This is a genomic window from Vibrio sp. 10N.222.54.E6 (assembly GCF_041473955.1).
GTDB classification, from domain to species: domain Bacteria; phylum Pseudomonadota; class Gammaproteobacteria; order Enterobacterales; family Vibrionaceae; genus Vibrio; species Vibrio tasmaniensis_A.
The window spans coordinates 278,034-303,901 of the sequence record NZ_JBFRTD010000008.1 but is presented as its reverse complement, the minus strand read 5'-3'; the positions used below and the strand labels follow the sequence as shown (position 1 = coordinate 303,901).

The 25,868-nt window shown below is 44.9% G+C and carries 24 protein-coding genes, 2 tRNA genes and 1 pseudogene; 17 read left to right on the top strand and 10 right to left on the bottom strand.

Translation table 11 applies throughout. The features are described 5' to 3' along the window. Positions 1 to 20 precede the first annotated feature (20 nt). The 11 genes from AB4513_RS04240 to luxS all read left to right on the top strand — a co-directional run bounded on the left by AB4513_RS04240 (position 21) and on the right by luxS (position 11,183). A tRNA-Arg gene (locus AB4513_RS04240) sits at positions 21 to 97 on the top strand. Between the two features lie 84 nt (positions 98 to 181). Beyond that, a tRNA-Arg gene (locus tag AB4513_RS04235) sits at positions 182 to 258 on the top strand. A 375-nt stretch (positions 259 to 633) separates the two neighbouring features. Continuing rightward, a complete protein-coding gene (locus tag AB4513_RS04230) occupies positions 634 to 891 on the top strand; it encodes an oxaloacetate decarboxylase subunit gamma (RefSeq protein WP_004741884.1) in 258 nt (85 codons plus the stop codon). Between the two features lie 32 nt (positions 892 to 923). Beyond that, the gene (oadA, locus tag AB4513_RS04225; protein WP_009847618.1) at positions 924 to 2,708 is read left to right on the top strand and encodes a sodium-extruding oxaloacetate decarboxylase subunit alpha; all 1,785 of its coding nucleotides are present in this window, start codon (positions 924 to 926) and stop codon (positions 2,706 to 2,708) included. A 9-nt stretch (positions 2,709 to 2,717) separates the two neighbouring features. Continuing rightward, positions 2,718 to 3,848, top strand: a complete 1,131-nt coding sequence (locus AB4513_RS04220) for a sodium ion-translocating decarboxylase subunit beta (RefSeq protein ID WP_009847617.1) — start codon at positions 2,718 to 2,720, stop codon at positions 3,846 to 3,848. A 173-nt stretch (positions 3,849 to 4,021) separates the two neighbouring features. Next, complete coding sequence (locus AB4513_RS04215; RefSeq protein ID WP_009847616.1) at positions 4,022 to 4,975, top strand: NADP-dependent oxidoreductase; 954 nt, start codon at positions 4,022 to 4,024, stop codon at positions 4,973 to 4,975. A 6-nt stretch (positions 4,976 to 4,981) separates the two neighbouring features. After that, positions 4,982 to 5,443, top strand: a complete 462-nt coding sequence (locus AB4513_RS04210; RefSeq protein ID WP_004735497.1) for a YqaA family protein — start codon at positions 4,982 to 4,984, stop codon at positions 5,441 to 5,443. 9 nt (positions 5,444 to 5,452) lie between these two features. Continuing rightward, positions 5,453 to 8,311 carry a pitrilysin family protein gene (locus AB4513_RS04205; protein WP_009847615.1) on the top strand — a complete coding sequence of 953 codons (2,859 nt, stop codon included), beginning with the start codon at positions 5,453 to 5,455 and terminating at the stop codon, positions 8,309 to 8,311. Positions 8,312 to 8,410: 99 nt separating this feature from the next. After that, positions 8,411 to 9,979 (top strand): glutamate--cysteine ligase, encoded by a 1,569-nt coding sequence (gene gshA, locus AB4513_RS04200; protein ID WP_102257857.1) that lies wholly within the window; start codon positions 8,411 to 8,413, stop codon positions 9,977 to 9,979. A 10-nt stretch (positions 9,980 to 9,989) separates the two neighbouring features. Further along, a complete protein-coding gene (locus AB4513_RS04195) occupies positions 9,990 to 10,640 on the top strand; it encodes a hypothetical protein (protein ID WP_009847613.1) in 651 nt (216 codons plus the stop codon). Between the two features lie 24 nt (positions 10,641 to 10,664). Continuing rightward, positions 10,665 to 11,183, top strand: coding sequence for an S-ribosylhomocysteine lyase (gene luxS, locus AB4513_RS04190; RefSeq protein WP_009847612.1), 519 nt, complete (start codon positions 10,665 to 10,667; stop codon positions 11,181 to 11,183). Between the two features lie 177 nt (positions 11,184 to 11,360). Here the strand turns inward: luxS and AB4513_RS04185 are convergent, their stop codons facing one another. Further along, positions 11,361 to 12,632, bottom strand: coding sequence for an HlyC/CorC family transporter (locus AB4513_RS04185; RefSeq protein WP_102249164.1), 1,272 nt, complete (start codon positions 12,630 to 12,632; stop codon positions 11,361 to 11,363). Between the two features lie 128 nt (positions 12,633 to 12,760). Beyond that, a complete protein-coding gene (locus AB4513_RS04180; protein WP_065678058.1) occupies positions 12,761 to 13,555 on the bottom strand; it encodes an inner membrane protein YpjD in 795 nt (264 codons plus the stop codon). Positions 13,556 to 13,755: 200 nt separating this feature from the next. Between AB4513_RS04180 and ffh the strand changes: the two genes are divergently transcribed. The 5 genes from ffh to rplS all read left to right on the top strand — a co-directional run bounded on the left by ffh (position 13,756) and on the right by rplS (position 17,372). Continuing rightward, the gene (ffh, locus tag AB4513_RS04175; RefSeq protein ID WP_004735506.1) at positions 13,756 to 15,150 is read left to right on the top strand and encodes a signal recognition particle protein; all 1,395 of its coding nucleotides are present in this window, start codon (positions 13,756 to 13,758) and stop codon (positions 15,148 to 15,150) included. A gap of 212 nt (positions 15,151 to 15,362) precedes the next feature. Continuing rightward, positions 15,363 to 15,611 (top strand): 30S ribosomal protein S16, encoded by a 249-nt coding sequence (gene rpsP / locus AB4513_RS04170; protein WP_004735508.1) that lies wholly within the window; start codon positions 15,363 to 15,365, stop codon positions 15,609 to 15,611. Between the two features lie 26 nt (positions 15,612 to 15,637). Next, positions 15,638 to 16,192 (top strand): ribosome maturation factor RimM, encoded by a 555-nt coding sequence (gene rimM / locus AB4513_RS04165; RefSeq protein WP_009847609.1) that lies wholly within the window; start codon positions 15,638 to 15,640, stop codon positions 16,190 to 16,192. 26 nt (positions 16,193 to 16,218) lie between these two features. Continuing rightward, positions 16,219 to 16,959, top strand: coding sequence for a tRNA (guanosine(37)-N1)-methyltransferase TrmD (gene trmD, locus AB4513_RS04160; protein WP_009847608.1), 741 nt, complete (start codon positions 16,219 to 16,221; stop codon positions 16,957 to 16,959). Between the two features lie 59 nt (positions 16,960 to 17,018). Continuing rightward, the gene (gene rplS, locus AB4513_RS04155; RefSeq protein WP_009847607.1) at positions 17,019 to 17,372 is read left to right on the top strand and encodes a 50S ribosomal protein L19; all 354 of its coding nucleotides are present in this window, start codon (positions 17,019 to 17,021) and stop codon (positions 17,370 to 17,372) included. 320 nt (positions 17,373 to 17,692) lie between these two features. On the opposite strand, the gene yacG is transcribed toward rplS, so the two are convergent. The 8 genes from yacG to nadC all read right to left on the bottom strand — a co-directional run bounded on the left by yacG (position 17,693) and on the right by nadC (position 24,775). After that, positions 17,693 to 17,890: a DNA gyrase inhibitor YacG gene (gene yacG / locus AB4513_RS04150; protein ID WP_017056605.1), complete on the bottom strand. Its 198-nt coding sequence runs from the start codon at positions 17,888 to 17,890 to the stop codon at positions 17,693 to 17,695. Between the two features lie 80 nt (positions 17,891 to 17,970). After that, a complete protein-coding gene (gene zapD, locus AB4513_RS04145; RefSeq protein WP_102257744.1) occupies positions 17,971 to 18,711 on the bottom strand; it encodes a cell division protein ZapD in 741 nt (246 codons plus the stop codon). Positions 18,712 to 18,737: 26 nt separating this feature from the next. Then, positions 18,738 to 19,352 carry a dephospho-CoA kinase gene (gene coaE / locus AB4513_RS04140; protein WP_009847605.1) on the bottom strand — a complete coding sequence of 205 codons (615 nt, stop codon included), beginning with the start codon at positions 19,350 to 19,352 and terminating at the stop codon, positions 18,738 to 18,740. A gap of 2 nt (positions 19,353 to 19,354) precedes the next feature. Next, the gene (locus AB4513_RS04135) at positions 19,355 to 20,224 is read right to left on the bottom strand and encodes an A24 family peptidase (RefSeq protein WP_009847604.1); all 870 of its coding nucleotides are present in this window, start codon (positions 20,222 to 20,224) and stop codon (positions 19,355 to 19,357) included. Between the two features lie 68 nt (positions 20,225 to 20,292). Then, positions 20,293 to 21,519: a type II secretion system F family protein gene (locus AB4513_RS04130; protein WP_009847603.1), complete on the bottom strand. Its 1,227-nt coding sequence runs from the start codon at positions 21,517 to 21,519 to the stop codon at positions 20,293 to 20,295. Between the two features lie 15 nt (positions 21,520 to 21,534). Continuing rightward, positions 21,535 to 23,220 carry a type IV-A pilus assembly ATPase PilB gene (pilB, locus tag AB4513_RS04125; RefSeq protein WP_009847602.1) on the bottom strand — a complete coding sequence of 562 codons (1,686 nt, stop codon included), beginning with the start codon at positions 23,218 to 23,220 and terminating at the stop codon, positions 21,535 to 21,537. Then, positions 23,220 to 23,630, bottom strand: coding sequence for a prepilin-type N-terminal cleavage/methylation domain-containing protein (locus tag AB4513_RS04120; RefSeq protein ID WP_009847601.1), 411 nt, complete (start codon positions 23,628 to 23,630; stop codon positions 23,220 to 23,222). Before AB4513_RS04120 ends, pilB begins: the two co-directional genes overlap by 1 nt. Positions 23,631 to 23,884: 254 nt before the next feature. Continuing rightward, the gene (nadC, locus tag AB4513_RS04115; protein WP_009847600.1) at positions 23,885 to 24,775 is read right to left on the bottom strand and encodes a carboxylating nicotinate-nucleotide diphosphorylase; all 891 of its coding nucleotides are present in this window, start codon (positions 24,773 to 24,775) and stop codon (positions 23,885 to 23,887) included. Positions 24,776 to 24,858: 83 nt separating this feature from the next. Here nadC and ampD point away from each other — a divergent pair. Further along, positions 24,859 to 25,459: pseudogene (gene ampD / locus AB4513_RS04110) on the top strand (1,6-anhydro-N-acetylmuramyl-L-alanine amidase AmpD). The last annotated feature ends 409 nt before the right edge of the window (positions 25,460 to 25,868 follow it).

Below are 25,868 nucleotides of genomic sequence, written 5' to 3'. Positions count from 1 at the left end.
TGCTTAATATCGAAACCGTTGCGCCCTTAGCTCAGCTGGATAGAGTACCTGGCTACGAACCAGGCGGTCGGAGGTTCGAATCCTCCAGGGCGCACCACTATTTAGGGTTTTTACTAATCCTGATGTTGAATGTTTAGTTTTGCTTTATTGCCTTAATTAACTGCTTAATATCGAAACCGTTGCGCCCTTAGCTCAGCTGGATAGAGTACCTGGCTACGAACCAGGCGGTCGGAGGTTCGAATCCTCCAGGGCGCACCACATTATTAGAGAAAGCCTCGTTTTTACGAGGCTTTTTTTATGTCTTCTGTAAATTTGTTGCAACAATGTTAAATTTGTGGTGTTTTTAACTTGTTGTATTTAAAGTAATTCTTGATTGCTTCTTTGTTATTCTACCTTTCTCATATCAATTCTCAGAAAAGCCCCGTTTAAGTCACAGTTTAAATATCTAAAAATGACTCATTTGACAGATTTATGTGATCTGATAGGCGAATAATTAACCTTATGTGTGCGTTATCCGTAACAGAACCTTAAACAAAATTGACAAACTTTTACCAATCGAGATAATCCATGGGTCGGGATCACTATTCGCTGAAATCCTGTACGTATGTCAGGATGACGAAGAAAGGAAGCAACATGACTAATATTGGAAGCCTGCTAGGAGATGCGGCGACTCTAATGATAACGGGGATGTCCGTTGTCTTTATTTTCTTAACTATTCTAGTTTACCTCGTTCGGTTGATGTCAAAACTGGTACCAGAAGAAGTACCGGAGCCGATCGCAGCACCTAAAAAAATTCAAAAATCACAATCAAACCCTTCAGCTGTTAGTCCACAGGTAGTGGCAGCAATTTCGGCCGCGGTTCATCAATACCGTGCGTCTACTGCTAAGTAGCATTTTAAAGGATTAAAAAGGAGTTTATGAGCATGTCTAAACCACTAGCTATCACAGATGTGGTACTTCGTGACGCGCACCAGTCACTATTTGCTACTCGTATGCGTATCGAAGATATGCTGCCAATTGCGGCAGAACTGGATAAAGTCGGTTACTGGTCACTTGAGACTTGGGGCGGCGCAACGTTTGATTCGTGCATCCGTTTTCTTGGAGAAGATCCGTGGGAACGTTTACGAGAGCTGAAAAAAGCGATGCCCAACACACCAATGCAGATGCTACTGCGTGGTCAAAATTTATTGGGTTACCGTCACTACGCGGATGATGTAGTAGAAAAGTTTGTTGAACGTGCCCATAGTAACGGCATGGACGTATTCCGTATTTTTGATGCGATGAATGACGTACGTAACTTTGAAACCGCAGTGAAAGCAACGATTGATGTTGGCGGCCACGCTCAAGGTACGTTGTCTTACACAACCAGTCCGGTTCACAACTCAGATACGTGGGTTGATTTGGCTAAGCGCCTAGAGGATCTAGGTTGTCATTCACTATGCATCAAAGATATGTCAGGTTTATTAAAGCCTTATGAAGCGGAAGAGCTAATCACTCGCATCAAAGCGTCTTGTGATGTGCCTCTAGCGCTGCATAGCCACGCGACAACGGGTCTATCAACCGCTACAGCCGTTAAAGCTGTTGAAGCGGGTATTGATATTCTAGACACCGCAATCTCTTCTATGAGCTGTACTTACGGCCATACACCAACCGAAACGGTTGTTGCTATGCTAGAAGGCACAGAGCGCGACACGAATCTCAAACTAGACCAAATCGAACCAATCGCGGCTTACTTCCGTGATGTACGTAAAAAGTATGCGAAATGGGAAGGCCAGCTAAAAGGTGTCGATTCTCGAATCTTGATCGCTCAAGTTCCTGGCGGCATGTTAACCAACATGGAAGGCCAGCTTAAAGAGCAAGGCGCTGCCGATCGCATGGATGAAGTTCTAGAAGAGATCCCACGCGTACGTAAAGAGTTGGGTTACATTCCTTTGGTAACACCTACTTCTCAGATTGTCGGTACTCAAGCGGTTATCAACGTTCTAACGGGTGAGCGCTACAAGAGCATCACTAAAGAGACTGCGGGTCTACTGAAAGGCGAATACGGTCAAGCTCCTGCTGAGGTTGATGCTGAACTGCAAGCGAAAGTGTTAGATGGTGCTGAGCCAATCACGTGTCGTCCTGCTGACTTACTTAAGTCTGAAATGGATACGTTAACGACTGACCTTTTAGAAAAAGCGAAATCAGATGGTATTTCACTCGCTGAAGATACCGTTGATGATGTACTGACGTACGCACTATTCCCACAAGTGGGTCTTAAGTTCCTTAAAAACCGTCACAACCCTGAAGCGTTTGAACCTGTACCAACGGCTGAAGCTGCAACTCCTGTTACGGCGGCACCACAACCTGCTGCTGGCGGCATTGAGAGCTACAGCGTGAAGGTTGATGGTCAAGTTTATGATGTTGAAGTTGGCCCTCAAGGTGAACTGACATCGGTATCTCCATCAGCGAAACCTGCACAAGCAGCTCAAGCAGCACCTGCTGCGGCTTCTGATGCAGAAGCGGTTCCAGCTCCATTAGCCGGCAACATCTTTAAAGTCATCGTTCAGGCGGGTGCTGAAGTGGCCGAAGGTGATGTTCTTCTGATCCTAGAAGCGATGAAAATGGAAACGGAAGTACGAGCTGCTCGCAGTGGTATCGTTCAAGAATTGAATGTTAAAGAAGGCGATGCAGTTACTGTAGGCGCTCCACTACTAAGCTTAGCGTAAGGGAGCACCATGGAAGGATTGATGACCTTATGGTCTGAAACAGGGATTGCTAACTTTGAGTTCGGCCAGATCTGTATGATGTTGGTTGGTTGCTCACTGTTGTTTTTGGCAATTCGCAAAGGGTTTGAACCTTTACTGCTGTTACCTATTGGTTTTGGTGCTGTATTAGCCAATATTCCAAATGCTGGATTCACGGATCCCGGCGGTTTGCTTTACTACGTTTACTACATTGGTATTGAAACTGGCATTTTTCCACTGCTGATCTTTATGGGTGTTGGAGCTATGACGGACTTTGGTGCGTTGATTGCTAACCCTAAAACACTGTGGCTCGGGGCTGCTGCTCAGTTTGGTATATTCGCAACGCTATTTGGCGCGATCTTGCTGAACTATGTACCAGGAATGGAGTTCTCAATGGCAGATGCTTCGTCAATTGCGATCATTGGTGGTGCCGATGGCCCAACCGCGATCTTTTTGGCGAGCAAGCTATCTCCTGATCTATTAGGTGCGATTGCGGTAGCGGCGTATAGCTACATGGCTTTAGTTCCTATTATTCAGCCACCAATCATGAAAGCGTTAACGTCTCCTGAAGAGCGCCAAATTAAGATGGCTCAACTTCGTCATGTAAGCAAAGCTGAGAAGATCCTTTTCCCGCTAGCTGTACTGCTTATGACGATTTTGTTCCTACCATCAGCAACCCCTCTAGTAGGTATGTTCTGTTTGGGTAACTTAATGCGCGAAGCGGGTGTGGTTGATCGTCTTTCAAAAACAGCCCAAAACGAACTGATTAACGTTGTGACTATTTTCCTTGGCCTAGGTGTTGGCTCTAAGCTTCAAGCGGATACGTTCTTGAACTTAGAGACACTGGGTATTCTAGGTTTAGGCGCGGTGGCGTTTAGTATTGGTACGGCTGGTGGTGTATTGATGGCGAAGCTGCTGAACCGCTTCTCGAAAGAAGACATTAACCCACTGATTGGCGCCGCTGGTGTATCAGCGGTTCCGATGGCGGCTCGTGTTGTGAATAAGGTTGGACTTGAGGCAAACCCTCAGAACTTCCTGTTGATGCATGCGATGGGTCCGAACGTAGCGGGTGTACTTGGTAGTGCCGTTGCTGCGGGTATCCTATTAGCTCTCGTAGGTTAATGAGTTACTTGGCTATGCTGCTCGTTACGTTAATTGGTCGTCAATTTACGCATGAGCGGTTAACTTCGCCTTATTAAATGGTTTATAGTCAAAGGGATGCTTTCGCATCCCTTTCTTTTTATTAATTAGGGTGCTTACTCATCAGGGCTTCTATCAATCAAGGAAATGTGGAAATGGAAAATAAACAGATTGCGATTACTCAATTCGGCGGCGTCGAAAACCTCAGTATTCAAACCAGTACTATTCCTGAGCCTAAGGCCGGAGAAGTGGTGGTTAAAGTTTCCTTTTCAGGCGTTAATCCTATTGATGTAAAAACCCGTGCTGGCCTTGGTTGGGCGGCAGCACAAAACAAAGACAACCTTCCTTGGGTTCCTGGTTACGATATTTCAGGGCAAATTGTTACGCTAGGCGAACAGGCAGAGCGTTTTACTGTTGGTGATAACGTAGCCGGATTTATTGGTTTTCCACTGCAAGGTGGCGGTTATAGCCAGTATGTGTGTGTTCCAGAAGTCGCATTAAGTATGGTCCCAGACTCGGTTGCGTTAGAAGCGGCTGCAGCTTTACCACTCGCTAGCCAAACCGCAGCACAAGCGCTTAACAAAGCGGAAGTGAAAGAGGGCGATCGCGTACTCATCTTAGCGGGCGCCGGCGGCGTTGGTCACCTTGCGGTTCAAATCGCAGTGGCTGCAAAAGCTGAGGTTTACACGACCTGCAGCGAGGCTAACCTTGATTACCTTGCTACGTTAGGCGCTCATGCGATTAACTATAAATTTGCGCCAGCATCGGAAAGAGTCTCTGATGTTGATGTACTGATTGATTTAGTGGGTGGTGATACCGCGCTTGATGCGTTGAAGTGTTTGAAAGATGGTGCGAGAGTGGTAACGGTGCCTACGCTGTCTGCTGAATTAATTTGCGAGAAAGCGACATTATTGGGTTTCACCGCTTCAGGTATGCTCGTTGAGCCAAATCCAGAGCAAATGGACACTATGCTTTACATGGTTAGCGTAGGGTTGCTCAAAACAGAAATTCAAACTATCTACCCGTTAGATGAAGCACAGTCGGCGCATCTACAAGTAGAAACCGGACACACCAGAGGCAAGGTACTACTTAAAATGCAAGAAGGTTAATATGCAGTGCTAGAGTTCTTTAATTCTCTTTTTGAAAACATAGCGTTGTGGTTTTCTGACTCGGCGCTGTGGGTGCTCTTCATTAGTGGCTTCTTGAGTGCCACATTGTTACCAGGGGGCTCAGAAGCAAGCCTTGTTGCAGCATTGAGCTTAGATCAGTTCTCAACATCATCAATCATTCTTCTGGCGACACTCGGTAATACTTTAGGCGGGCTGACCAACTATTGGATTGGTTTGTGGCTGCCTAATCGAACTCAATCTGAAAAGCATGGTCATAAGGCTATGGCTTGGCTGAGCCGCTATGGCTATTGGACACTGTTATTCAGTTGGTTGCCGATCATTGGTGACCCTTTGTGCTTAGCCGCGGGTTGGTTAAGAATGAAATTTATTCCTAGCGTTATTTTGATAGCGATTGGCAAAGCCGCTCGCTACAGCTTACTTGCTGCTATCTACTTCGGTTTTTTCTAAGGAGAACCTATGAAAAAGGTTTTACTTGGTACATTTTCTCTTATCGCCATTGCAGGCTGTTCTTACAATGTACCTAGCTCTACACCCTTCTTTTCCTCGTTACCTGAAGGTGTCACTCTGTTAGAAGAGGTTAAGCCTTCTAAAGATAAAGTGGTGATCCCTTACACCAAATATCAGCTTGAAAACGGCCTGACAGTTATTCTTTCCCCTGATGATTCTGATCCTCTTGTACATGTGGATGTGACCTATCATGTCGGCTCAGCTCGTGAAGAAATAGGCAAATCGGGCTTTGCTCATTTCTTCGAACACATGATGTTCCAAGGCTCTGAGAACGTCGGTGACCAGCAGCACTTTAAGATCATTACCGAGGCGGGTGGCTCGTTAAACGGCACGACTAACCGTGATCGTACTAACTACTTTGAAACCGTTCCATCTAACCAACTTGAGAAAATGTTGTGGTTAGAATCAGACCGAATGGGTTTTTTATTGGATGCGGTTTCTCAGAAGAAATTCGAAGTTCAAAGAGGCACGGTTAAAAACGAACGTGCTCAAAGTTATGAAAACCGTCCTTATGGCTTGATGTGGGAACGCATGGGTGAAGCGCTTTACCCTGAAGGTCATCCTTACTCATGGCAACCAATCGGTTATGTGGAAGATCTAGACCGTGTTGATGTGAATGACCTTAAGGCGTTCTTCCTACGTTGGTACGGCCCAAATAATGCGGTACTGACTATCGGTGGTGATATCGACGTTGATGACACGCTAGAGTGGGTTAATCAGTATTTTGGCCCAATCCCTCAAGGTCCGGAAGTTAAGGCTGCTGAGAAGCAACCAGCTGTTCTAACAGAAGATAAGTACATCACGTTAGAAGACAACGTTCGTCAGCCGATGGTGCTTGTTGGTTGGCCAACAACCTACCGCGGTGAAGATACGCAAGCTTCACTGAATGCGCTGTCTAACGTGTTAGGTTCAGGGACCAACAGTTATCTGTACCAAAACCTCGTAAAAACGCAAAAAGCGGTGAGTGCAGGCTCTTTCCACGATTGTGCTGAGCTCGCTTGTACTATGTATGTCTATGCGATGGGTGACTCAGGTGAAAAGGGGGATTTGACGGTTCTTAATAAAGAACTGATGGAAACCCTAGAACAATTTTCGAAAGGCGGTGTGGAACAAGATCGTCTAGATCAAATTACCGGCATGGCTGAAGCGAATGCGGTGTTTGCACTGCAAAGTGTTAGAGGCAAGGTTTCACAGCTCGCGTCAAATCAAACCTTCTATGGCCAGCCTGATCGTATTGAATCAAAACTCGATCAAATCCGATCTGTTACCCCTGAAAGCGTAAGCAAGGCGTACCGAGATTTTATCGAAGGTAAGCACAAGGTTACCTTGAGTGTGGTTCCTAAGAAAAAACTCGACTTAGCGGTTCGCGAGGCTACATTTAGCACTCCTGCTCGTACCCTTCCTGAATACAGCAAAGTGACAGAAGAACAATTGGATTTCAGAAAGGCACCGAACACATTTGATCGCAGCGTGATGCCTGAAGTGAACTTTGGTGTTGAAGCGACCATGCCTGAGCTGTATCGCATGCATTTTGCTAATGGTACTGACTTGATTGGTACTGTGACTAGCGAAACGCCGACAGTGCAGCTACAAATTCAACTCCCTGCGGGTGAGCGCTATGTTGGTAAAGGTCAAGAGGGTTTGGCGAACCTAACTGCATCGATGATGGAAGAAGGTTCGACTAAACGAACGGTTGAAGAGTTACAGGCCACCTTAGATAAGCTTGGTAGTAGCGTTAGCATTAGTGCTGGCAGCTATACCACAGATATTTCGGTCTCGACGTTAGAGAAAAACCTGCCTCAAACCTTAGCGATCGTGCAAGAAGTTCTATTTGAGCCTAAGTTTGATGTTCAAGATTTCGAACGCGTTAAGAGTCAGATGTTAGAAGGCGTAGTGTATCAGCATCAACAACCGAGCTGGATGGCTTCTCAAGCAACCCGAGAGGTGTTGTTCGGTAGCAGTATTTTTGGTCGAGCGAGTGATGGCACCAAGGATTCTCTAGAATCGTTAACTCTAGACGATGTAAAACTGTTTTACAGTCAGCACTATACTCCTGAGGGAGCTAATATTGTTATTGTAGGGGACATCACGAAGGAGGAGGTTGGAAAGCAGCTTCAGTTCTTTGAAGAATGGCAAGGTGACGCTGCACCACTCACTCGTCCACAGATCATCAAGGAGCTTTCGGGCCAGAACTTGTACTTAGTGGATAAGCCGGGAGCACCACAAAGTATTGTACGCTTAGTTCGTAAAGGGTTACCGTTTGATGCGACCGGTGAATTGTATTTAAGTCAATTGGCTAACTTTAATTTAGCCGGTAACTTCAATAGCCGCATCAACCAGAACCTGCGTGAAGACAAAGCCTACACTTACGGTGCAAGCGGTTACTTTGCGAGTACGCGTGAAACTGGTGCGGTAGTGTTTAGTGCTCAAGTTAGAGCCAATGCGACGGTTCCATCAATTCAAGAGTTTATTGCTGAGCTAAATGAATTTAGTCAGAGTGGATTAACTGACGAAGAGGTGAAATTTATGCGCCTTGCCGTCGGTCAACAAGATGCGCTTAAATACGAAACACCAAGTCAAAAGGCTGGATTGTTGAGTAATATTGTTACGCTGAGCCTTGATGAAGACTACCTACAGCAGCGCAACCAGATAGTAGAAACGGTTTCAAAAGAGACTTTAAATGAGCTCTCGAAGAAATGGTTTGACCCGAATGATTATCAAATAATTGTTGTTGGTGACGCGACTTCGCTGCGCCCTCAATTAGAAAAGTTAGATATTCCAATAGAAGAGCTTGAAATCATTCGTTAGAGTACACATTAAAGGGGGAGGGAAGAGATTCTACTTTTCTCCTCCAACCTAATTTATGATAGTTCTAATAAGAACAATATAAGATAAGTGAACAGAATTTTGATTGATTTTGCTGCGCGACTAAAGCAAGTTGCAACCAACCCTAAGACCTTCTCTCAATTTGGTCGTGGTGTTGAAAGGGAAACATTGCGCTACACGGAAGATGGGCATCTTGCTACTGGGCCGCACCCTAAGGCTTTAGGATCTGCGTTGATGAACGAATGGGTAACGACCGATTTCTCTGAGTCGCTACTGGAGTTTATCACGCCTGTTTCTAACGACGTTCCGACGCTTTTGAATCAGTTGTCTGATATCCATCACTTCACTCAAACCAAGTTAGACGGCGAAAAGCTGTGGCCACTCTCTATGCCTTGTTATGTGGGGAGTGAAGATTACATTCAGCTTGCGCAATACGGTACTTCTAACAGCGGTAAGATGAAGACGCTATATCGTGAAGGCCTAAAGCGTCGCTACGGTAGTCTGATGCAGATTATTTCGGGTGTTCACTTCAACTTCTCTTTCCCAGAAAGCTTTTGGGACAGTCTGTTTGGAGAGCAAACCGAAGAAGCGCGTTGCGAAGCTAAATCAGATGCGTACTTCGGTTTGATTCGTAATTACTACCGCTTTGGTTGGTTAATCCCATACTTCTTCGGTGCTTCACCTGCGCTATGTTCTTCTTTTATCAAAGGAAGAGAAACCAACCTACCTTTTGAAAAGGTTGGAGAAACACTGTATCTACCCAAAGCAACGGCATTGCGCTTAAGTGACCTTGGTTACACCAACAGTGCGCAAAGTGTACTGAAGATTGGCTTCAACAGCCTAGACCAATACCTTGAAGGTTTGAATCAAGCTATTCGCACACCATCAGAAGAATTCGCTGAGATTGGCACTAAGGTTGATGGGGAATACCGTCAACTAAATAGCAACGTACTGCAAATTGAGAATGAGCTTTATGCTCCAATCCGTCCTAAGCGTGTGGCGAAAAGTGGCGAGAAACCATCTGAAGCACTGGCTCGTGCTGGCGTTGAGTACATCGAGGTTCGCTCTTTAGACGTAAACCCATTCAGTTCAATTGGCATCAATGAACAGCAAGTTCGCTTCTTAGATTTATTCCTAACGTGGAGCGTGTTATCAGACTCTGCTGAGATGGATAACTGCGAACTTGAATGCTGGCGCGATAACTGGAACAAGGTGATCTTAGAAGGTCGTCAGGTTGGTTTAGAGCTCAAGATTGGTTGTGATGGAGAAAGACTGTCTCTGCAAGACTGGGCTAAAAATGTATTCAAAGATCTTCGAGTTATCGCTGAGTTGATGGATGCTGAGCAAGGTGGTCGTGCATACCAAGAAACGTGCGATACGCTTGAAGCCTGGATTGATAACCCTGAGTTGACCATTTCTGGCCAGTTATTAGAAGAGACCAAGAAATTGGGTGGTTTGGGTAAAGTGGGTTGTGCGTTAGGAAAAACGTATGCTCAACAACACAAGGCACACCAATATAAAGTTTATTCTGCTGAGTTAATGGAAGCGGAAGTTCAACGCTCTGTCATTGCTCAACAGCAAAGTGAAGAAGCGAGCACTCAAGATTTTGATAGTTTCTTAACGGACTATTTTTCATATTTAAAAGCATAGCGAGACTTTGGTGGAAAGGAAGCAAGCCTTATTAGGTCAGTCTACTCATGTGGGTGGAAAATGGTTACCAGTCGTGACTGTTGGTATTGTCTCTAGCCTATTGGTTGGATGTGCGACGCCTCCTCCTAAGCAGCAAAATAATATATGCAGCATCTTCAGAGAGCACCCTTCTTGGTATGAAGATGCGGTCGATATGCAAGATGAGTGGGGCACACCGATTAACGTCGCGATGGCTTTTGTTAAACAAGAGAGCAGCTTTCGACATGATGCGCGTCCACCAAAAGATTATATTCTTGGCTTTATACCGTGGGGAAGAGTCAGTAGTGCCTATGGCTATGCACAAGCTCAAGACCCTGCTTGGGAAGACTTTCAAAAAGCGACCAATAATGGTGGTTCGAGAACCAATTTTGATGATGCATTAATGTTCATTGGTTGGTACACCAGCGAGACGCGCCGTCAGTTAGGAATCTCATTATGGGACCCGTATAACCAATATCTGGCTTATCATGAAGGCCGTGGTGGCTATAAGCGCAAATCATACAACAGCAAACCATCGTTGATTAAGGTGGCTCGCAAAGTCGAACAGCAAGCAAAAGATTATGGATGGCAACTTAAACAGTGCCGAAAAGAACTAGAAGACAATCGAAGTTGGTTTTTTTAAAGCCAATCGTCATGGAGAATAGCAATGCCTTTATTAGATAGTTTTACTGTTGATCACACGCGCATGAACGCACCTGCAGTTCGTGTTGCTAAAACAATGCAAACCCCAAAAGGGGATACCATTACGGTATTTGACCTGCGTTTTACTGCGCCAAACAAAGATATCCTATCTGAGAGAGGTATTCATACTCTCGAGCACCTATACGCTGGGTTCATGCGTGCTCACCTCAATGGCTCTGCGGTTGAAATCATTGATATATCGCCTATGGGGTGTCGTACCGGTTTCTATATGAGCTTGATTGGTACGCCTTCAGAGCAGCAAGTGGCTGAAGCTTGGTTAGCGGCTATGCAAGACGTACTGAAAGTTGAGAACCAGAATAAGATCCCTGAGTTGAACGAATACCAGTGTGGTACTGCGGCAATGCATTCCTTAGATGAAGCTAAAGAGATTGCGAATGCAATCATCGCTACCGGTATTTCAGTAAACAAAAATGATGAACTGGCATTGCCAGAGTCGATGCTTCAAGAGCTTAAAATCGACTAATCATTTTTGGTTCACATTGAATGCGCTTCACTCTAGATACATTTTGCACTAGAGAGTGAGCGAGCTAGATACAAAAAGAGCTAGATACTAAAAGGCCCGGTTCAATGAACCGGGCCTTTTGTTGTAGAGGGACTTAGTTGGTAACTCAGTGGGTTACTCTCATATAATGAGTCGCCTCTATCCGTTTACGATCTGCGGAAACACACGCACCAGCTTGATGCGATTCTCTTCGAGCTCAACAATTTCCATTGGATGGCTGGCAACCTGAACACTCAGGTGACTCTCTGGAATATCTTCAAGATGCTCCAGTATCAAACCATTAAGTGTTCTTGGTCCATCGGTAGGCAGTGCCCACTGCAAACCTTTGTTGATATCTCGGATATTAGCGCTGCCTTCAATCAAGAAGCTACCATCGCTTTGTGGTGTGATCTCTTCAGATAAACTTGGTGCGATTGAAGTCGTAAATTCGCCCACGATCTCTTCGAGAATATCTTCGAGGGTAACCAAACCGTTAATATCGCCATACTCATCAACAATCAAACCGATACGCTGTTTGTTGCGTTGGAATTTAAGCAGTTGGGTGTTAAGCGGTGTCGCTTCCGGAATAAAGTAGATCTCATCTGCAGCACGCAGCAGGGTCTCTTTATTGAATTCGTTCTTTTCGAGCATCAAGCGATAAGCTTCACGTAGCCTCAGCATGCCAACCACTTCATCTATCTGATCACGGTACAACACGATGCGACCATGAGGTGAATGAGTGAGCTGACGCACGATCGATTTCCAATCATCAGTGATGTCGATGCCGGTGATCTCGTTACGTGGCACCATTATGTCATTCACGGTGACGTGTTCTAAATCGAGAATAGACACCAACATATCTTGGTGACGCTGTGGTATTAGGCTACCCGCTTCATTTACTACGGTTCTGAGTTCTTCTGAGCTTAGATGATCGGTTGCATCATGGTTAGCTTTAACGCCTAAGATACGAATGAAGCCATTGGTAATAAAGTTGACCAAGATAACCAATGGAGATAGCACCTTCATCAGTATTATTAATAGAATGCTGCTGGCGTAAGAAACTCGTTCAGGGAAAAGAGAAGCAATGGTTTTTGGTGTAACCTCAGCAAACACGAGGATCACCAGGGTCAGGGCTCCGGTTGCGATTGCAACACCGATATCTCCGTAGATACGCATACCAAGAATAGTCGCGATCGCGGATGCAAGAATATTGACGAGATTGTTGCCGATGAGAATAAGGCCAATCAATCTGTCTGGGCGACTTAGAAGTTTTTCTACGCGTTTGGCACCTTTATGACCCGTATTGGCCAAGTGCTTTAAACGGTAGCGGTTCAAGGACATCATGCCCGTTTCGGAACCAGAGAAATAACCAGAAATTACAATGAGACACGCGAGTAGCGCAAATAAGATACCCGTTGATATGTCGTCCAAAACTATTCTTTTCCTTTTTTTTGTATCTTGATTAATTTATGACCGAACATGGTCGAGATGTCAATTGAATGTATCGTACTCAATATTTTAAAGGCAAGGTGTGTGAGACCTTGCCTTCATTATACTGACTAATTCAGGATTATTTCCTGAACGAAGCGGCTACCGAAGTAAGCTAATGTGAGCATGGTGGCACCCGCAAGGGCAAACCATGTGACTTTTTGCCCACGCCAACCTTTCTGATAGTGACCCCAAAGAAGGATGGAATAGATAACCCAAGCTATAAAAGACAATACCGCTTTATGTGCTTTACCTTGAGCAAACATATCTTGTACGAAGATAAGTCCAGTTAATAAAGTACCTGTTAACAAACCATTACCGATTAAAATGATCTTGAAAAGCTGTCTTTCCACCATCATTAAAGGAGGTAGGTTAGGGTTTATCACTAAGGCTTTTTTCTTTTTAAGTTTGTGATCTAGCCACGCGAGTTGCATAGCGTATAGCGCACCGATGGTAAGTGTCGCGTATGAGAACAGAGCTAAAGATATGTGTAGCAACAGCTTCGGGTCATTCTCTAAGTGTTTGATGAAGGTACTAGGAAGAAAAGTGGCAGCCATTAGATTTAGAGCAGCGAAGCTATAAACAACCGGCAAGATGAACCACAAACGGGTTTTGAGCATAGCACCGCTCATGACCACAGATATGATTAAACTGATTAAAGAAGCAACGTTTAAGATACTGAGGTTTTGACCACTGGCATTAAAGATTAAATCGCCAAGCAACCAAGCATGGAAAGCTAAAGCAAGTAATGCGCTGATAAACACCGTTTTTACACGGATTCCTGTTTGGTGCACGAGACCTGGAATGATCGTGAAAATCGCCATTGTATAAAGAAAGGCTGCTGCGATCGCAATAAGACTGTCCATGGTATCCATTTAAATGATTACTAATTGGCGAATTATACCTCGCATCGCTCTTTGGGGCTATGGTGAACCTCATTCAATTCCAAGTGAATAATGTCTCACATCACATGCGTGGATGATTAACGCTCCACAACGGGTATGACTCTAATCCGCGCTAATGTATACTCACAGTAATAGTCGCAGTTTTGAGCGAAGAGAAAACTATGTTTGATAATTTAACGGATCGTCTATCCAAAACGCTGAAAAACATCAGCGGTAAAGGTCGCCTGACCGAAGACAATATTAAAGAGACGCTGCGTGAAGTACGTATGGCGCTACTTGAAGCCGACGTTGCACTGCCAGTTGTCCGCGATTTTGTTAAGCGCGTAAAAGAAGGCGCTGTAGGTGTTGAGGTTTCTAAATCTCTCACCCCGGGTCAAGAATTCATTAAGATCGTTCAAGCTGAACTTGAAGCTGTGATGGGGGAGTCTAACGAGGCTCTTGACCTGGCAGCACAACCGCCAGCCGTTATCTTAATGGCGGGTCTACAAGGTGCGGGTAAAACCACATCGGTAGGTAAGCTATCTAAGCTCCTGACTGAGCGTGATAAGAAGAAAGTTTTGGTTGTGTCTGCCGACGTTTACCGTCCAGCCGCGATCAAACAGCTTGAAACCTTAGCAAGCGATGTGGGTGTCGACTTCTTCCCATCTTCAGCTGACCAAAAGCCTCTTGATATTGCAAACGCTGCAATCGACCACGCGAAGAAGAAATTCTACGACGTGCTAATTGTCGATACTGCCGGTCGTTTGGCTATCGATGAAGAGATGATGGGTGAAATCAAAGAGCTTCATACTGCCATTAAACCAGTAGAGACGCTGTTCGTTGTTGATGCTATGACAGGTCAAGATGCTGCGAATACTGCAAAAGCCTTTGGCGATACGCTACCACTAACCGGTGTTATCTTAACGAAAGTGGATGGTGACGCGCGTGGTGGTGCTGCACTGTCTGTTCGTCACATCACAGGTAAGCCGATTAAATTCTTAGGTGTTGGTGAGAAAACTGACGCACTAGAACCATTCCACCCAGATCGTGTTGCTTCTCGCATCCTAGGTATGGGCGACGTACTGTCTCTTATTGAAGATCTACAGAAGAACGTTGATACCGAGAAAGCAGAGAAACTGGCTAAGAAGTTCAAAGAGAAGAAAGGTTTTGACCTTGAAGACTTCCGCGAGCAGCTTGGTCAGATGAAAAATATGGGCGGCATGATGGGCATGATGGATAAGCTTCCAGGCATGTCTCAGCTACCAGACAACGTTAAAGATAAAGTTGATGACAAGATGTTCAAGCAAATGGAAGCGATCATCAACTCTATGACAATGAAAGAGCGTCAGCGCCCAGACCTAATCAAAGGCTCACGCAAAAAGCGTATTGCTGCAGGTTCTGGTACGCAAGTACAAGATGTAAACCGTATGCTTAAACAGTTCACTCAAATGCAGAAGATGATGAAGAAAATGCAGAAAGGTGGAATGAAAGGCATGATGCGCAACATGCAAGGCATGATGGGCGGCGGTGGAGGTATGGGCGGAATGGGTGGTGGTTTTAACCCGTTTGGCCGATAATCTACAAATGTAAGCTTTAGCTACGTTACTTTTCATAGTGTTAGCCGTGTCACAGAAAGTGAGCGGTGGCTATGTTGGTGAAAAAATAGCTAAAGCCCTTGCATTGCCCCGGAATAAGAGTAAAATTCCGGGGCTTTAATTTGGCACGAGACCCCAAGCTATTTACTTATACTTGGGGTTAATTATTTTATTAAGAAAGCAAAGAGGACGACATGGTAACCATTCGTTTGGCACGTCACGGTGCAAAGAAGCGCCCATTTTATCAAATCGTAGTTGCGGATAGCCGTAACTCTGTAACTGGCCGTTTCATCGAGAAAGTAGGTTTCTTTAACCCTACTGCTCAAGGTCAAGAAGAAGGTCTACGTCTAGACCTAGATCGTGTTAACCACTGGGTTGGTCAAGGCGCATCTCTATCTGACCGCGTAGCTAAGCTAGTTAAAGACGCTCAAAAAGCGGCTTAATTCTTTTTTAAAAAGAGAAATAGCTTATGTCGATGAAGGGTAAAGAAACGATGAGCGAGCAAAACGAAAGAATTGTTATGGGTAAACTTGGGTCTACCTATGGTATTCGTGGCTGGCTTAAAGTGTTCTCCTACACAGACAATGCTGAAAGCATATTTGATTACAGTCCTTGGTATTTAAAGCTAAAGGGCGAGTGGGTTGAGTATAAAGTTGAAAGCTGGAAACGTCATGGTCAAGGCTATGTATGTAAGCTAGCGGGATTAGATGTACGTGAAGACGCGCAACTGATGACCAACTTTGAAATTGCTATTGACCCTGCTTCATTACCTGAATTGTCAGAAGATGAATTCTACTGGCGCGAATTGTTCGGTATGCAAGTTTTTACCACTAAAGGTTACAACCTTGGTGAGGTCACTGACCTATTAGAAACTGGCTCGAACGATGTTCTAGTAATCAAAGCAAATCTTAAAGATGCTTTTGGCCAAAAGGAACGGTTAATCCCGTACCTTGAAGAGCAAGTGATCAAGAAAGTTGATCGCGAAGCTCGCCGGATCGAAGTTGACTGGGATCCTGGATTCTAACTCCAAATTACAGAGCGAGAGAACACATGTGGGTTGGCATTATTAGCCTTTTTCCTGAAATGTTCCGTTCTGTTACTGATTTTGGAGTAACAGGTCAAGCGGTTAAAAAAGGTCTTTTATCTATTGAAACATGGAATCCTCGTGATTTCACTCATGATAAACATCGCACTGTTGATGACAGACCTTACGGTGGTGGTCCTGGCATGTTAATGATGGTTCAGCCTTTGCGCGATGCTATCCAAACAGCCAAACAGGCAGCACCGGGAAAGACGAAGGTTATTTACCTTTCACCTCAAGGTCGTAAACTCGACCAACAAGGTGTTGAAGAGCTGGCAACAAACGAGAACTTGCTTCTTATTTGTGGTCGCTATGAAGGGGTAGATGAGCGCATCATTCAATCTGAAGTCGACGAAGAATGGTCGATTGGAGATTTTGTGATGACGGGTGGCGAGCTGCCAGCCATGACGTTGATTGATTCAGTATCTCGGTTTGTTCCGGGTGTACTTGGAGATTTCGCATCAGCAGAAGAAGATTCTTTTGCAAATGGTTTGCTAGATTGTCCCCATTATACGCGCCCTGAGGTGCTAGACGATAAAGATGTGCCATCGGTACTCAAGTCTGGAAACCATAAGGACATTCGTCGCTGGCGATTGAAACAATCGTTGGGCCGAACTTGGCTAAGAAGACCAGAACTCCTGGAAAACCTAGCTCTGACTGACGAACAGGAACAATTACTGGCTGAATTCATTAAAGAGCAACGCTCTTAACGAAAAGCAAGCAGTAACCTATTAAATTTAGTATCAGTTTATTCTAGGAATTTATACAAATGAGCAACATCATCAAGGCTCTTGAAGAAGAGCAACTAAAATCAGACCTTCCTAAATTCGCACCAGGTGACACTGTTGTAGTTAAGGTTAAGGTAAAAGAAGGTGACCGTGAGCGTCTACAGGCTTTCGAAGGCGTTGTAATCGCTATTCGTAACCGTGGTCTACACTCTGCATTCACAGTTCGTAAGATCTCGAACGGTGAAGGCGTAGAGCGTGCGTTCCAAACTCACTCTCCAATGGTTGATAGCATCGAAGTTAAACGCCGTGGTGCAGTACGTCGTGCCAAGTTGTACTACCTACGTGAGCGTTCTGGTAAGTCAGCTCGTATTAAAGAGAAGCTTACTAAGAAGTAATTCTTTTTGCATTCTATCGATAAAAGCGGAGCCATTTGGCTCCGCTTTTTTGTGTCTGCTATTTAGAGTCTCACAGGTAAGAGATCTCCAACTTGCTCGTTCCTCACTCTTGAGGATGACGAATGACAAGCCTTGATACCTTGATAGGCTGTCGAACCGCTGAGGGAGTTTTTGAATCAACAGGAGCTGTCATTCCCTAGACTGACGAAGGAAGGAGTAGGGAATCCCCATTAGTGCCGTGTTATAGGCAATAAAAAAGGATTGCCGTAAAACGCCAACCCTTCAAAATTTACTCGCTACTCGCTACTCGCTACTCGCGCCTAGTGTGGGTCTTCCGACCAACCATCGCTATCCGACATGTCTGGAGCACCAGCGATGCTGTTCTCTTCGTCAGCCCATTCCCCGAAATCAATCATCTGACATTGCTTGCTGCAAAACGGGCGGTGCGGGCTTTGTTCGCCCCATTCAACGTCAGTGTTACATTGAGGGCATTTAACGATGGTGATTTTCTTCGACATAGTGATTCTTAATTTGAAGGTGTAATAATAGTGAGTTTAGGCTCGAGTGAGGACTCAAGCCAAACAATAAAGGAAATGAATTAGCTGCAGATAGCCAACTCAAATTCAATATCTTGAGTACAGGCTTGCCCAGTTTCAAAGCTCATAAATTTAATAGCGAAACGGTTTTTATGTCCCGAGATCATCGGGTAGGCACCGTACTGCATTGGAATTGAAAGGCGAAGGATATTCGCTTCATCAGCATCGCTTTGGAAGAAACCTGTACGAGCGATCTGATCCTTAAAGTGACCAGTCTCTCTGGTGAGCTTCAACCATAGTGTTAGTGCTTCATACAGAGGCTGTAGGCTATTCATCCATGTCTCAGCATCTCTAACTCTCTTATCAAGAGGAAGATGAAGCCAATAATGTAGAGCCGGTAAATCAAAGCAACATGAGCCACCTGGCAAGTTAAAGCGTTGACGAATGGCGCTAAGGAAGCGGTCCTCTTTTAATGATTGCCCAAAACGTTCCGCCTGCATCAGTTCACGATAGATATGACTAATATCATTGAGCAATGATGTCAGCATCTCTTGATCGACACCTTCAACATCTAACCAACTTTTATAGGTTACACGCTGTTTCTCAATATCTTTTGCGAGTTCGCTCTTAAGTTGTATCTGTTCGAATATTTCAATCAGATCAAAGATAGAACGGAAAAAGAGTTGATACTGTTGAGCATCGGAAAATGCAGAAGACAGGTGTAACTGCCTCAAGAGTGATTCAACTCTTAAGTAGATGCGTGTTTTCTCATTTAGAGGATGTTCAAATTTATGGGTGATCATCGAGCAAACCTTCATTCAACATTGTTCTATTCTGACCCATCTACAGCACTGATTGCCAGATACTTTTGATGTAAATCTGTGATTTGAGGCAAAAGTTCTTGGTTTTTAGTATGGTTTTTAATCACGTCATCTGCAACTGCTAAGCGCTGTTCTCTTGATACCTGTGATTTTAATATTGATTCAACTTGTTCCCTAGAAACATTATCGCGACTCATCGTACGTTCTATTTGCACTTCTACCGGCACATCAACGATTAATACGCGATCGGTCATGCCTTGCATTTGGTTTTCAACCAATAGCGGTGCGACTAATAAACCATATGGGGATGTGATTTTAGACAGGTCACTGTCAATTTTGTCGCGGATCATAGGGTGAAGCAGTTCATTGAGCCATTGTTTCTCTGTGGGATCAGAAAAGATCACTTCGCGCAGTTTAGCTCGGTTTAGCGCCCCATCTTCGAGCAATACCTCTTCACCAAAATGAGTCGCAATCTGTTTTAGACCTTCACTGCCCAACGCCACCACTTCACGTGCCACGATATCAGCATCGACAATATCAATGTGAAAATGTTCGCTGAAGAGATTAGCTACCGTCGTTTTACCACTGGCGATCCCACCGCTTAATCCGATAATGATTGCCATGATTAAATCCCTAGTACAGAAGTGAAATACCAACCCATGATGTCATTGCCCCACATCAAACTTACCCAACCCGCAATCGCCAGGTAAGGTCCAAATGGGAACGCTTTATCTATACCTTGCTGTTTCAGGCGAAGCTGAGTTAATCCGAAAACAAGGCCGACAAGCGAAGATAAAAGGATGATCATCGGCAGATGTTGCCACCCCAGCCATGCACCTAATGCGGCTAGGAGTTTGAAGTCTCCATATCCCATGCCTTCTTTGCCTGTTAGTAGCTTGAACAACCAATAAACAGACCACAAAGCTAGATAGCCAGCCATTGCGCCAACGACGGAATCTTGAAGCGATACAGGACTGATGTTAAACAGTGCCAAAGCGATACCAGACCAAACCAAAGGTAAGGTGATTTGATCAGGTAACAGCATGGTATCTAGGTCGATAAAGGTTGCGGCAATCAATGCAAAGGTGAAAAAAATCAAAGCAATGGCGTAGTAACTGAAACCAAAGTGGCTAGCCACTACGGTGCATAGTATTGCAGTCAGCAGTTCGACCAATGGATAGCGAGCACTGATTGGGTTAGCACAGCTATGACACTTACCTTTCAAGAACAACCAGCTTAATACTGGAACATTGTCGACGATTCTTAATTGGGTTTTACATTTCGGGCAAGCCGAACGAGGGATACTGAGATTGAACTTCCCCTCTGGCGCTGGAATTTTATATTGAGAGAAATACTCCGAGCACTCTTGTTGCCACTCTCGTTCCATCATAATCGGTAAACGGTGTATGACTACGTTGAGGAAACTGCCAATAAGAAGGCTAAAAATGAAAGCTAATACGGGGAATAGCCAAGGATAGTAGTGAAATACTTCCATAGTGTCCTTTACCACTTAATCAATACAAGCAGTGGTTCTCTGCTTGAGGGGTGTTTGGTTGCTTTTAGCTATCCTAACACACTCATAAGATTAAAGATCGGTAAGTACATCGCGACAACAAGCCCACCAATAGCGGTGCCTAAAAATACGATGATCAGTGGCTCTAGAATCTTACCTAAATTATCGACGGTGTTGTCGACTTCAAATTCATAAATAGATGCGATTTTATTGAGCATGTCATCAAGGTTACCGGACTCTTCTCCTATCATGACCATCTGCAAAACCATCTCAGGAAAGGCATCGGTATTGCGCATCGCGATATACATCGGCATGCCAGCGGCAGTTTCACGATGAACCTCGATGATGGCCGATTCATAATGCAAGTTACCTGCGGTTTTGGCTGTGGTCTTCAGGCTGGTTAAAATAGGAATCCCTGAACTAAAACTGGTTGATAAGGTTCGGCTGAATTTGGCGATTGAGGCTTTGGCCAATACTCCGCCAAGAATAGGGAATCGCAAGCCTAGACGGCTGAATGATAAACGAATGGAATAAGACCGTTGACGTAGTTGGTAGGTAAATAATGTGACTAACCATATGCCAACAGCAGCATAAAGACTGTAAGCCTGTACCCAATGCGAAAGGGAGAGTACTTGTTGAGTAAACCAAGGGAGATCTGCCCCGAAGCCTGAAAACATCGATTCAAATTCAGGAATGACCATGGTGAGCATTAAGTAAGAGACAGTCAAAGCGACAGCGACCACCATTGTGGGGTAAATCAGTGCTTTTATGACCTTAGACTTTAGCTGCTCACTCTTTTCTCTATAGGTTGCTAAGCGCTCAAAGACTTGCGCTAGGTTTCCGGAAAGCTCGCCAGTAGCGACCAAGTCGGTGTACAGGTCGTCAAAGTGAGAGCTTGCCGTCCGCATCGCTTTTGATATAGGGGTTCCCGCTTCGACACCTCGACAGATGTGCAATAGAATTGATTTCATTTCAGCTTTACGGTGATTGTCTGACACTAGCTTAATGGCCTGAACGATAGGCACGCCAGTGGCAAGCATGGTCGCAAGTTGTCGAGTCAAAATGGTGATGTCTTTGGCTTTGACTCGGTGTGTTAAACGAGTGACTGCTGAGATGCTTTTCTTTTTGATTTTCTTAATCTGAATATGCTGATCTTTGAGCTTTTCTCGTACTTCTAATTCAGCGAGTGCCAAGGTTTGCCCTGACACCTTTTTGCCTGAGCTGTTTATGCCTTTCCAGTGGTAGTTTTTTAATTGTGACTGCAGTTTAGTGCTCATGAGTGCTCCGATGGATTATAGATACAGAACACGTTGCAGTTCTTGATAGCTGGTGGTGCCTTCAAGCAACTTATCGATACCGGATTCTTGCAGTGTTCTCATTCCTTCTCTACGCGCGAGATCTTCAATCTCTAACGCGTTAGGTTTATTGATCAGACTATTTTTTAGTTTGTCGGTGAACGGCATTACTTCGTAGATACCTACTCGACCGGAATAGCCCTGATTACACTCATTGCACCCTTGTGGGGTGGCTTTGTAGAGTGTTTGATTGTTAGGAATAGAGTGACGTAGAAATATGTCCGGCGAGTTGTCAGCTGCTTTACAGTGGTTACACAGCCGCCTTGCCAGTCGCTGCGCGATAATCAGGCTCAATGACGAAGCGAGGTTAAAGGGTTCTATCCCCATATGGGCGAGCCGAGTCACGGTTTCCGAAGCTGAGTTAGTATGGAGTGTCGAGAGGACTAAGTGACCCGTTTGCGACGCTTTGATCGCGATCTCTGCGGTTTCTAAATCACGGATCTCACCGACCATCACTACATCAGGATCTTGTCGCAAGAACGATCGTAGTGCTTCGGCAAACCCAAAACCGATCTTTGGCGTCACCTGTACCTGATTGATACCACACAGGTTGATCTCCGCCGGATCTTCAGCTGTTGAGATATTACGCTCAGAGGTGTTAAGCATGCGAAGTCCAGTGTAAAGAGAGACCGTTTTGCCACTGCCTGTGGGCCCAGTCATTAAGATCATCCCTTGCGGGCGTTTTAGGGCATTGAGATAGAGCGCTTTTTGATCCTCGCTGTAACCTAATTTATCGATATCTAAATTGGCTGCGCTGCTGTCTAGAAGACGCAGTACGATCTTTTCTCCCCACAATGTCGGTAGAGTCGACACACGCATATCGATCGCCAGCTCGTCGTTCAAACGCAGCTTAATACGGCCGTCTTGAGGTAAGCGACGTTCAGCGATATCAAGTTTGGCGAGAATCTTTAAACGAGCGGATAACCGACGGCTTAAATGAGACGCGGGCTGTTGGACCTCAACAAGAATGCCATCGCAACGCAGACGCACTCGGTAGTTTTCTTCATAAGGTTCGAAGTGGATGTCTGATGCACCTTTACGCACCGCATCAACCAGTATCTGATTGATAAATCGACTGACAGGGGAATCGTCTTGACTGAGATCTTCAATTGAACTCATTTCATCGTCAGAGACTTCAACAAGATTGGCGAGCTCATCTTGGGTGATCTCTTTGCGCTTAGAGTCTTGCCCGGAAATAGAGCGACCATACAGCTTTCGTATGGCGCCTTCTAATTCTGAATAGTTAGCGACAACGAGTTCTATCTGCAATCCAGTCGCGAATCTAAAATCGTCTTCAGCTTGCAAGTCGGTTGGATCGGCAGAGGCGAGCGTGAGAGTAGAGTTAGTGAGAACAACTGGGATAGCACGATACTTAGTGATCAATTCTCGAAGTCCCAATTGGTCACACAAGATTTCATAGTCAGTATTGGCCAGTTGCACTAACGGCAAACCGAAAATGGTTTTGATGTTATTAGCGAGGCTCTCGCCGGTGAATAAGCCCAGAGTGAGCAAAGCTTCAGGTGTAGAAATACCTGAAGCTTGTACATGTTCCGCAACGGCTTGTTCTTGAGTCAGGCTAAGTAAGTTAGCCTGACGGAGAACTGTTGGGAGGTTGGTTAGCACTACACACAGCCATCTAGAGGGATCGTTGCTTGTTTACTGTTAGTACAAACCCACCCAGAGTTACCTCTAGCAAATGTTAAGGTTGCTGCACTTATTGAGCTAGTTGCTCCAAAAGTGAATAACAGTGTGTCGTCAGCTGAAACTGTTATTTTACCAAGTGAATTTGCATCTGTAGCTGTTCCTAGATCGCCCAAAGCGGTAGCTTGAACGATCACGCCCTTTTCTTGATGGATTAATTCTGCTGGTGTAATTAGTGCTCTCATTGTGGCTAAACCAGAGGATAGTTCACTTTTAGATACATAATCTTTATAAGCCGGAATTGCAATTGCAGACAGCACACCAATGATCGCAACCACAATCATCAATTCAATCAGCGTAAAGCCTTTCTGGTTTTTTCTTTTGTTTTTCATAGTTCTATTCCATTCGTTAGTTTGTTTCAGTGCAAGCACCCGTTGATGGAAAGAATAGAAGTTGAGATTTAGAAGTGGAATGGTGTTCAGATGCAGGCGCGAGTGGTTTTGTATTTATTGGTGTGTTGTTTCATATGGAGCGCAAAATTATGCGATCAGCTTAGTTAACTGATTGATATACTGATAATAAAAGCAATAAAAAGGCATGGCTGATTGCCATGCCTTGAAGTTAAGTGATTGATAGAACGATGAGATTAAGCTTTGAATCGCATTGAAAGGTCCATTGCTTTTAGATGCTTAGTAAGTGCTCCCACAGAGATGTAATCGACACCCGTTTCAGCGAATTCTGCAATCGTATCTAAAGTCACGTTACCTGAGTTTTCTAGTGCTGCACGACCTGCGTTAATTTTAACGGCTTCACGCATCATGTCTGTGGTGAAGTTGTCTAGCATGATGATGTCTGCACCGGCGCTGATCGCTTGCTCAAGCTCTGCTAGGCTTTCTGTTTCCACTTCCACTGGCTTACCCGGGTTCAGCTCTTTTGCTGTCGAGATCGCTTTCTCAATGCCACCACATGCGATGATATGGTTTTCTTTGATTAGGTAGGCATCGAAAACACCAATACGGTGGTTGAAGCCACCACCACAAGCCACAGCGTATTTTAGTGCGCTGCGAAGGCCTGGAATTGTTTTACGCGTGTCTAATAGGCGGCATTCTGTGTGTTTGATTTTGTCAGCGTAGATTGCTGTCGCCGTCGCACAACCAGATAGTGTTTGAATGAAGTTCATTGCGTTACGCTCACCGGTTAAAAGTGCGCGAGCAGGTCCTGTTAGCGTGCAAAGTGTTTGGTTTGGTTCAACTTTGTCACCGTCTTCTACGTTCCACTCGACAGTGACTTCACCGCCCAATTGCTTAAACACTTCATCAGCCCAAGCTTTACCACAGAACACACCGCGCTCACGGGTAATGATGGTTGCGCTGTTGATTGCGTCTGCAGGGATTAGACTTGCCGTAATATCAGCCGCTGGATCTAACGTTCCACCTAGATCTTCTTTGATGGTCTCAGCGACTGCGCGAGTGATCTCTAGCGGCAGTTGCTCTTTTAAGTAATCAAGGCGTTGGTGGCTGTTATGTGTGTTTTTCATCGCAAATCTAATCTTGAAAGGGAGTGGGAATGGAATGATACTCTTGCTTAACTTCAAATTAAAGAGGCTAGCGCGACTGCTCTATGGGCAAAGTCACAATCTTATTGCGCTAGTAGAAAAGAAAGCGAGACTAAGATGACGATGAGCTCCAACGGATGGTACGACAATGCTCGGCATGTTCCTTCTCCGTATTTTGATGCTAGACCCAGCACCGACGATATCTCTCTGCTGGTGGTTCATAACATTAGTTTACCACCGGGCCAATTTGGCGGCCCTTACATTGAACAGTTTTTCACGGGCAAACTTGATCCGGCAGATCATCCATTTTTTAAAGTGATTCATCAAATGGGCGTTTCGGCACATTGCTTGATTCGCCGTGATGGTGAGGTGGTACAGTTTGTGTCATTTCTTGACCGAGCTTGGCACGCAGGCCAGTCGAGCTTTTCGGGGCGTAAAAGGTGTAATGATTACTCGATTGGTATTGAGCTGGAAGGAAGCGACTTTATCGCTTATACAGAGCAGCAGTACCAAGCGCTTTCTCGATTAACAGAAACGATCGTATCGACTTTCCCTCAAATAACCACCGAGCGTATCACTGGTCATCAATATATAGCCCCGCTACGCAAAACTGACCCTGGTTTGGTTTTCGACTGGCAGAAGTTTAAAGGCGAACTCAAGGTTTAAGCCTCATTATCGAAGATGCTCTTATTGTTGCTGGTGGTTGAATAGTCAACGCCTAGCATAATGACTTGTGAATTTTTGTTGTTGCGATGTAAATAAAGTGGTTAGGGGGAGGGCGTCAATAAATCGAGAGTGTGACGAGCTTATCAAACGATCTAATATTAAAACTTATGAACAGGATTTCTACCTCTAATGTGCGCTTGGTTTGATTTTTAATCAAGTGGCACTCATCTTTCTGAAACAATCCATTTTTATCCTGAAACTTTCTAGCACGGATACTCCCCAAAAGTATTACCCCTGTAAATGGTAAGACCAAATTGGTTGCTGTTTTAAATTTCATTTGTTAAATCATGGTTAATTCGTGCTGTGTTCTATGATTCAGGTCAATTTTAGTCTGGACAGTGGCGTTTTA

What these genes read in the sequence shown, in the direction of transcription:
- AB4513_RS04230 (WP_004741884.1), top strand. Translation starts at nt 634, where the DNA reads ATGACTAATATTGGAAGCCTGCTAGGAGATGCGGCGACTCTAATGATA.
- oadA (WP_009847618.1), top strand. Translation starts at nt 924, where the DNA reads ATGTCTAAACCACTAGCTATCACAGATGTGGTACTTCGTGACGCGCAC.
- AB4513_RS04220 (WP_009847617.1), top strand. Translation starts at nt 2,718, where the DNA reads ATGGAAGGATTGATGACCTTATGGTCTGAAACAGGGATTGCTAACTTT.
- AB4513_RS04215 (WP_009847616.1), top strand. Translation starts at nt 4,022, where the DNA reads ATGGAAAATAAACAGATTGCGATTACTCAATTCGGCGGCGTCGAAAAC.
- AB4513_RS04205 (WP_009847615.1), top strand. Translation starts at nt 5,453, where the DNA reads ATGAAAAAGGTTTTACTTGGTACATTTTCTCTTATCGCCATTGCAGGC.
- luxS (WP_009847612.1), top strand. Translation starts at nt 10,665, where the DNA reads ATGCCTTTATTAGATAGTTTTACTGTTGATCACACGCGCATGAACGCA.
- AB4513_RS04180 (WP_065678058.1), bottom strand. Translation starts at nt 13,555, where the DNA reads ATGGACAGTCTTATTGCGATCGCAGCAGCCTTTCTTTATACAATGGCG.
- ffh (WP_004735506.1), top strand. Translation starts at nt 13,756, where the DNA reads ATGTTTGATAATTTAACGGATCGTCTATCCAAAACGCTGAAAAACATC.
- rpsP (WP_004735508.1), top strand. Translation starts at nt 15,363, where the DNA reads ATGGTAACCATTCGTTTGGCACGTCACGGTGCAAAGAAGCGCCCATTT.
- rimM (WP_009847609.1), top strand. Translation starts at nt 15,638, where the DNA reads ATGTCGATGAAGGGTAAAGAAACGATGAGCGAGCAAAACGAAAGAATT.
- trmD (WP_009847608.1), top strand. Translation starts at nt 16,219, where the DNA reads ATGTGGGTTGGCATTATTAGCCTTTTTCCTGAAATGTTCCGTTCTGTT.
- rplS (WP_009847607.1), top strand. Translation starts at nt 17,019, where the DNA reads ATGAGCAACATCATCAAGGCTCTTGAAGAAGAGCAACTAAAATCAGAC.
- yacG (WP_017056605.1), bottom strand. Translation starts at nt 17,890, where the DNA reads ATGTCGAAGAAAATCACCATCGTTAAATGCCCTCAATGTAACACTGAC.
- zapD (WP_102257744.1), bottom strand. Translation starts at nt 18,711, where the DNA reads ATGATCACCCATAAATTTGAACATCCTCTAAATGAGAAAACACGCATC.
- coaE (WP_009847605.1), bottom strand. Translation starts at nt 19,352, where the DNA reads ATGGCAATCATTATCGGATTAAGCGGTGGGATCGCCAGTGGTAAAACG.
- AB4513_RS04135 (WP_009847604.1), bottom strand. Translation starts at nt 20,224, where the DNA reads ATGGAAGTATTTCACTACTATCCTTGGCTATTCCCCGTATTAGCTTTC.
- AB4513_RS04130 (WP_009847603.1), bottom strand. Translation starts at nt 21,519, where the DNA reads ATGAGCACTAAACTGCAGTCACAATTAAAAAACTACCACTGGAAAGGC.
- AB4513_RS04120 (WP_009847601.1), bottom strand. Translation starts at nt 23,630, where the DNA reads ATGAAAAACAAAAGAAAAAACCAGAAAGGCTTTACGCTGATTGAATTG.
- nadC (WP_009847600.1), bottom strand. Translation starts at nt 24,775, where the DNA reads ATGAAAAACACACATAACAGCCACCAACGCCTTGATTACTTAAAAGAG.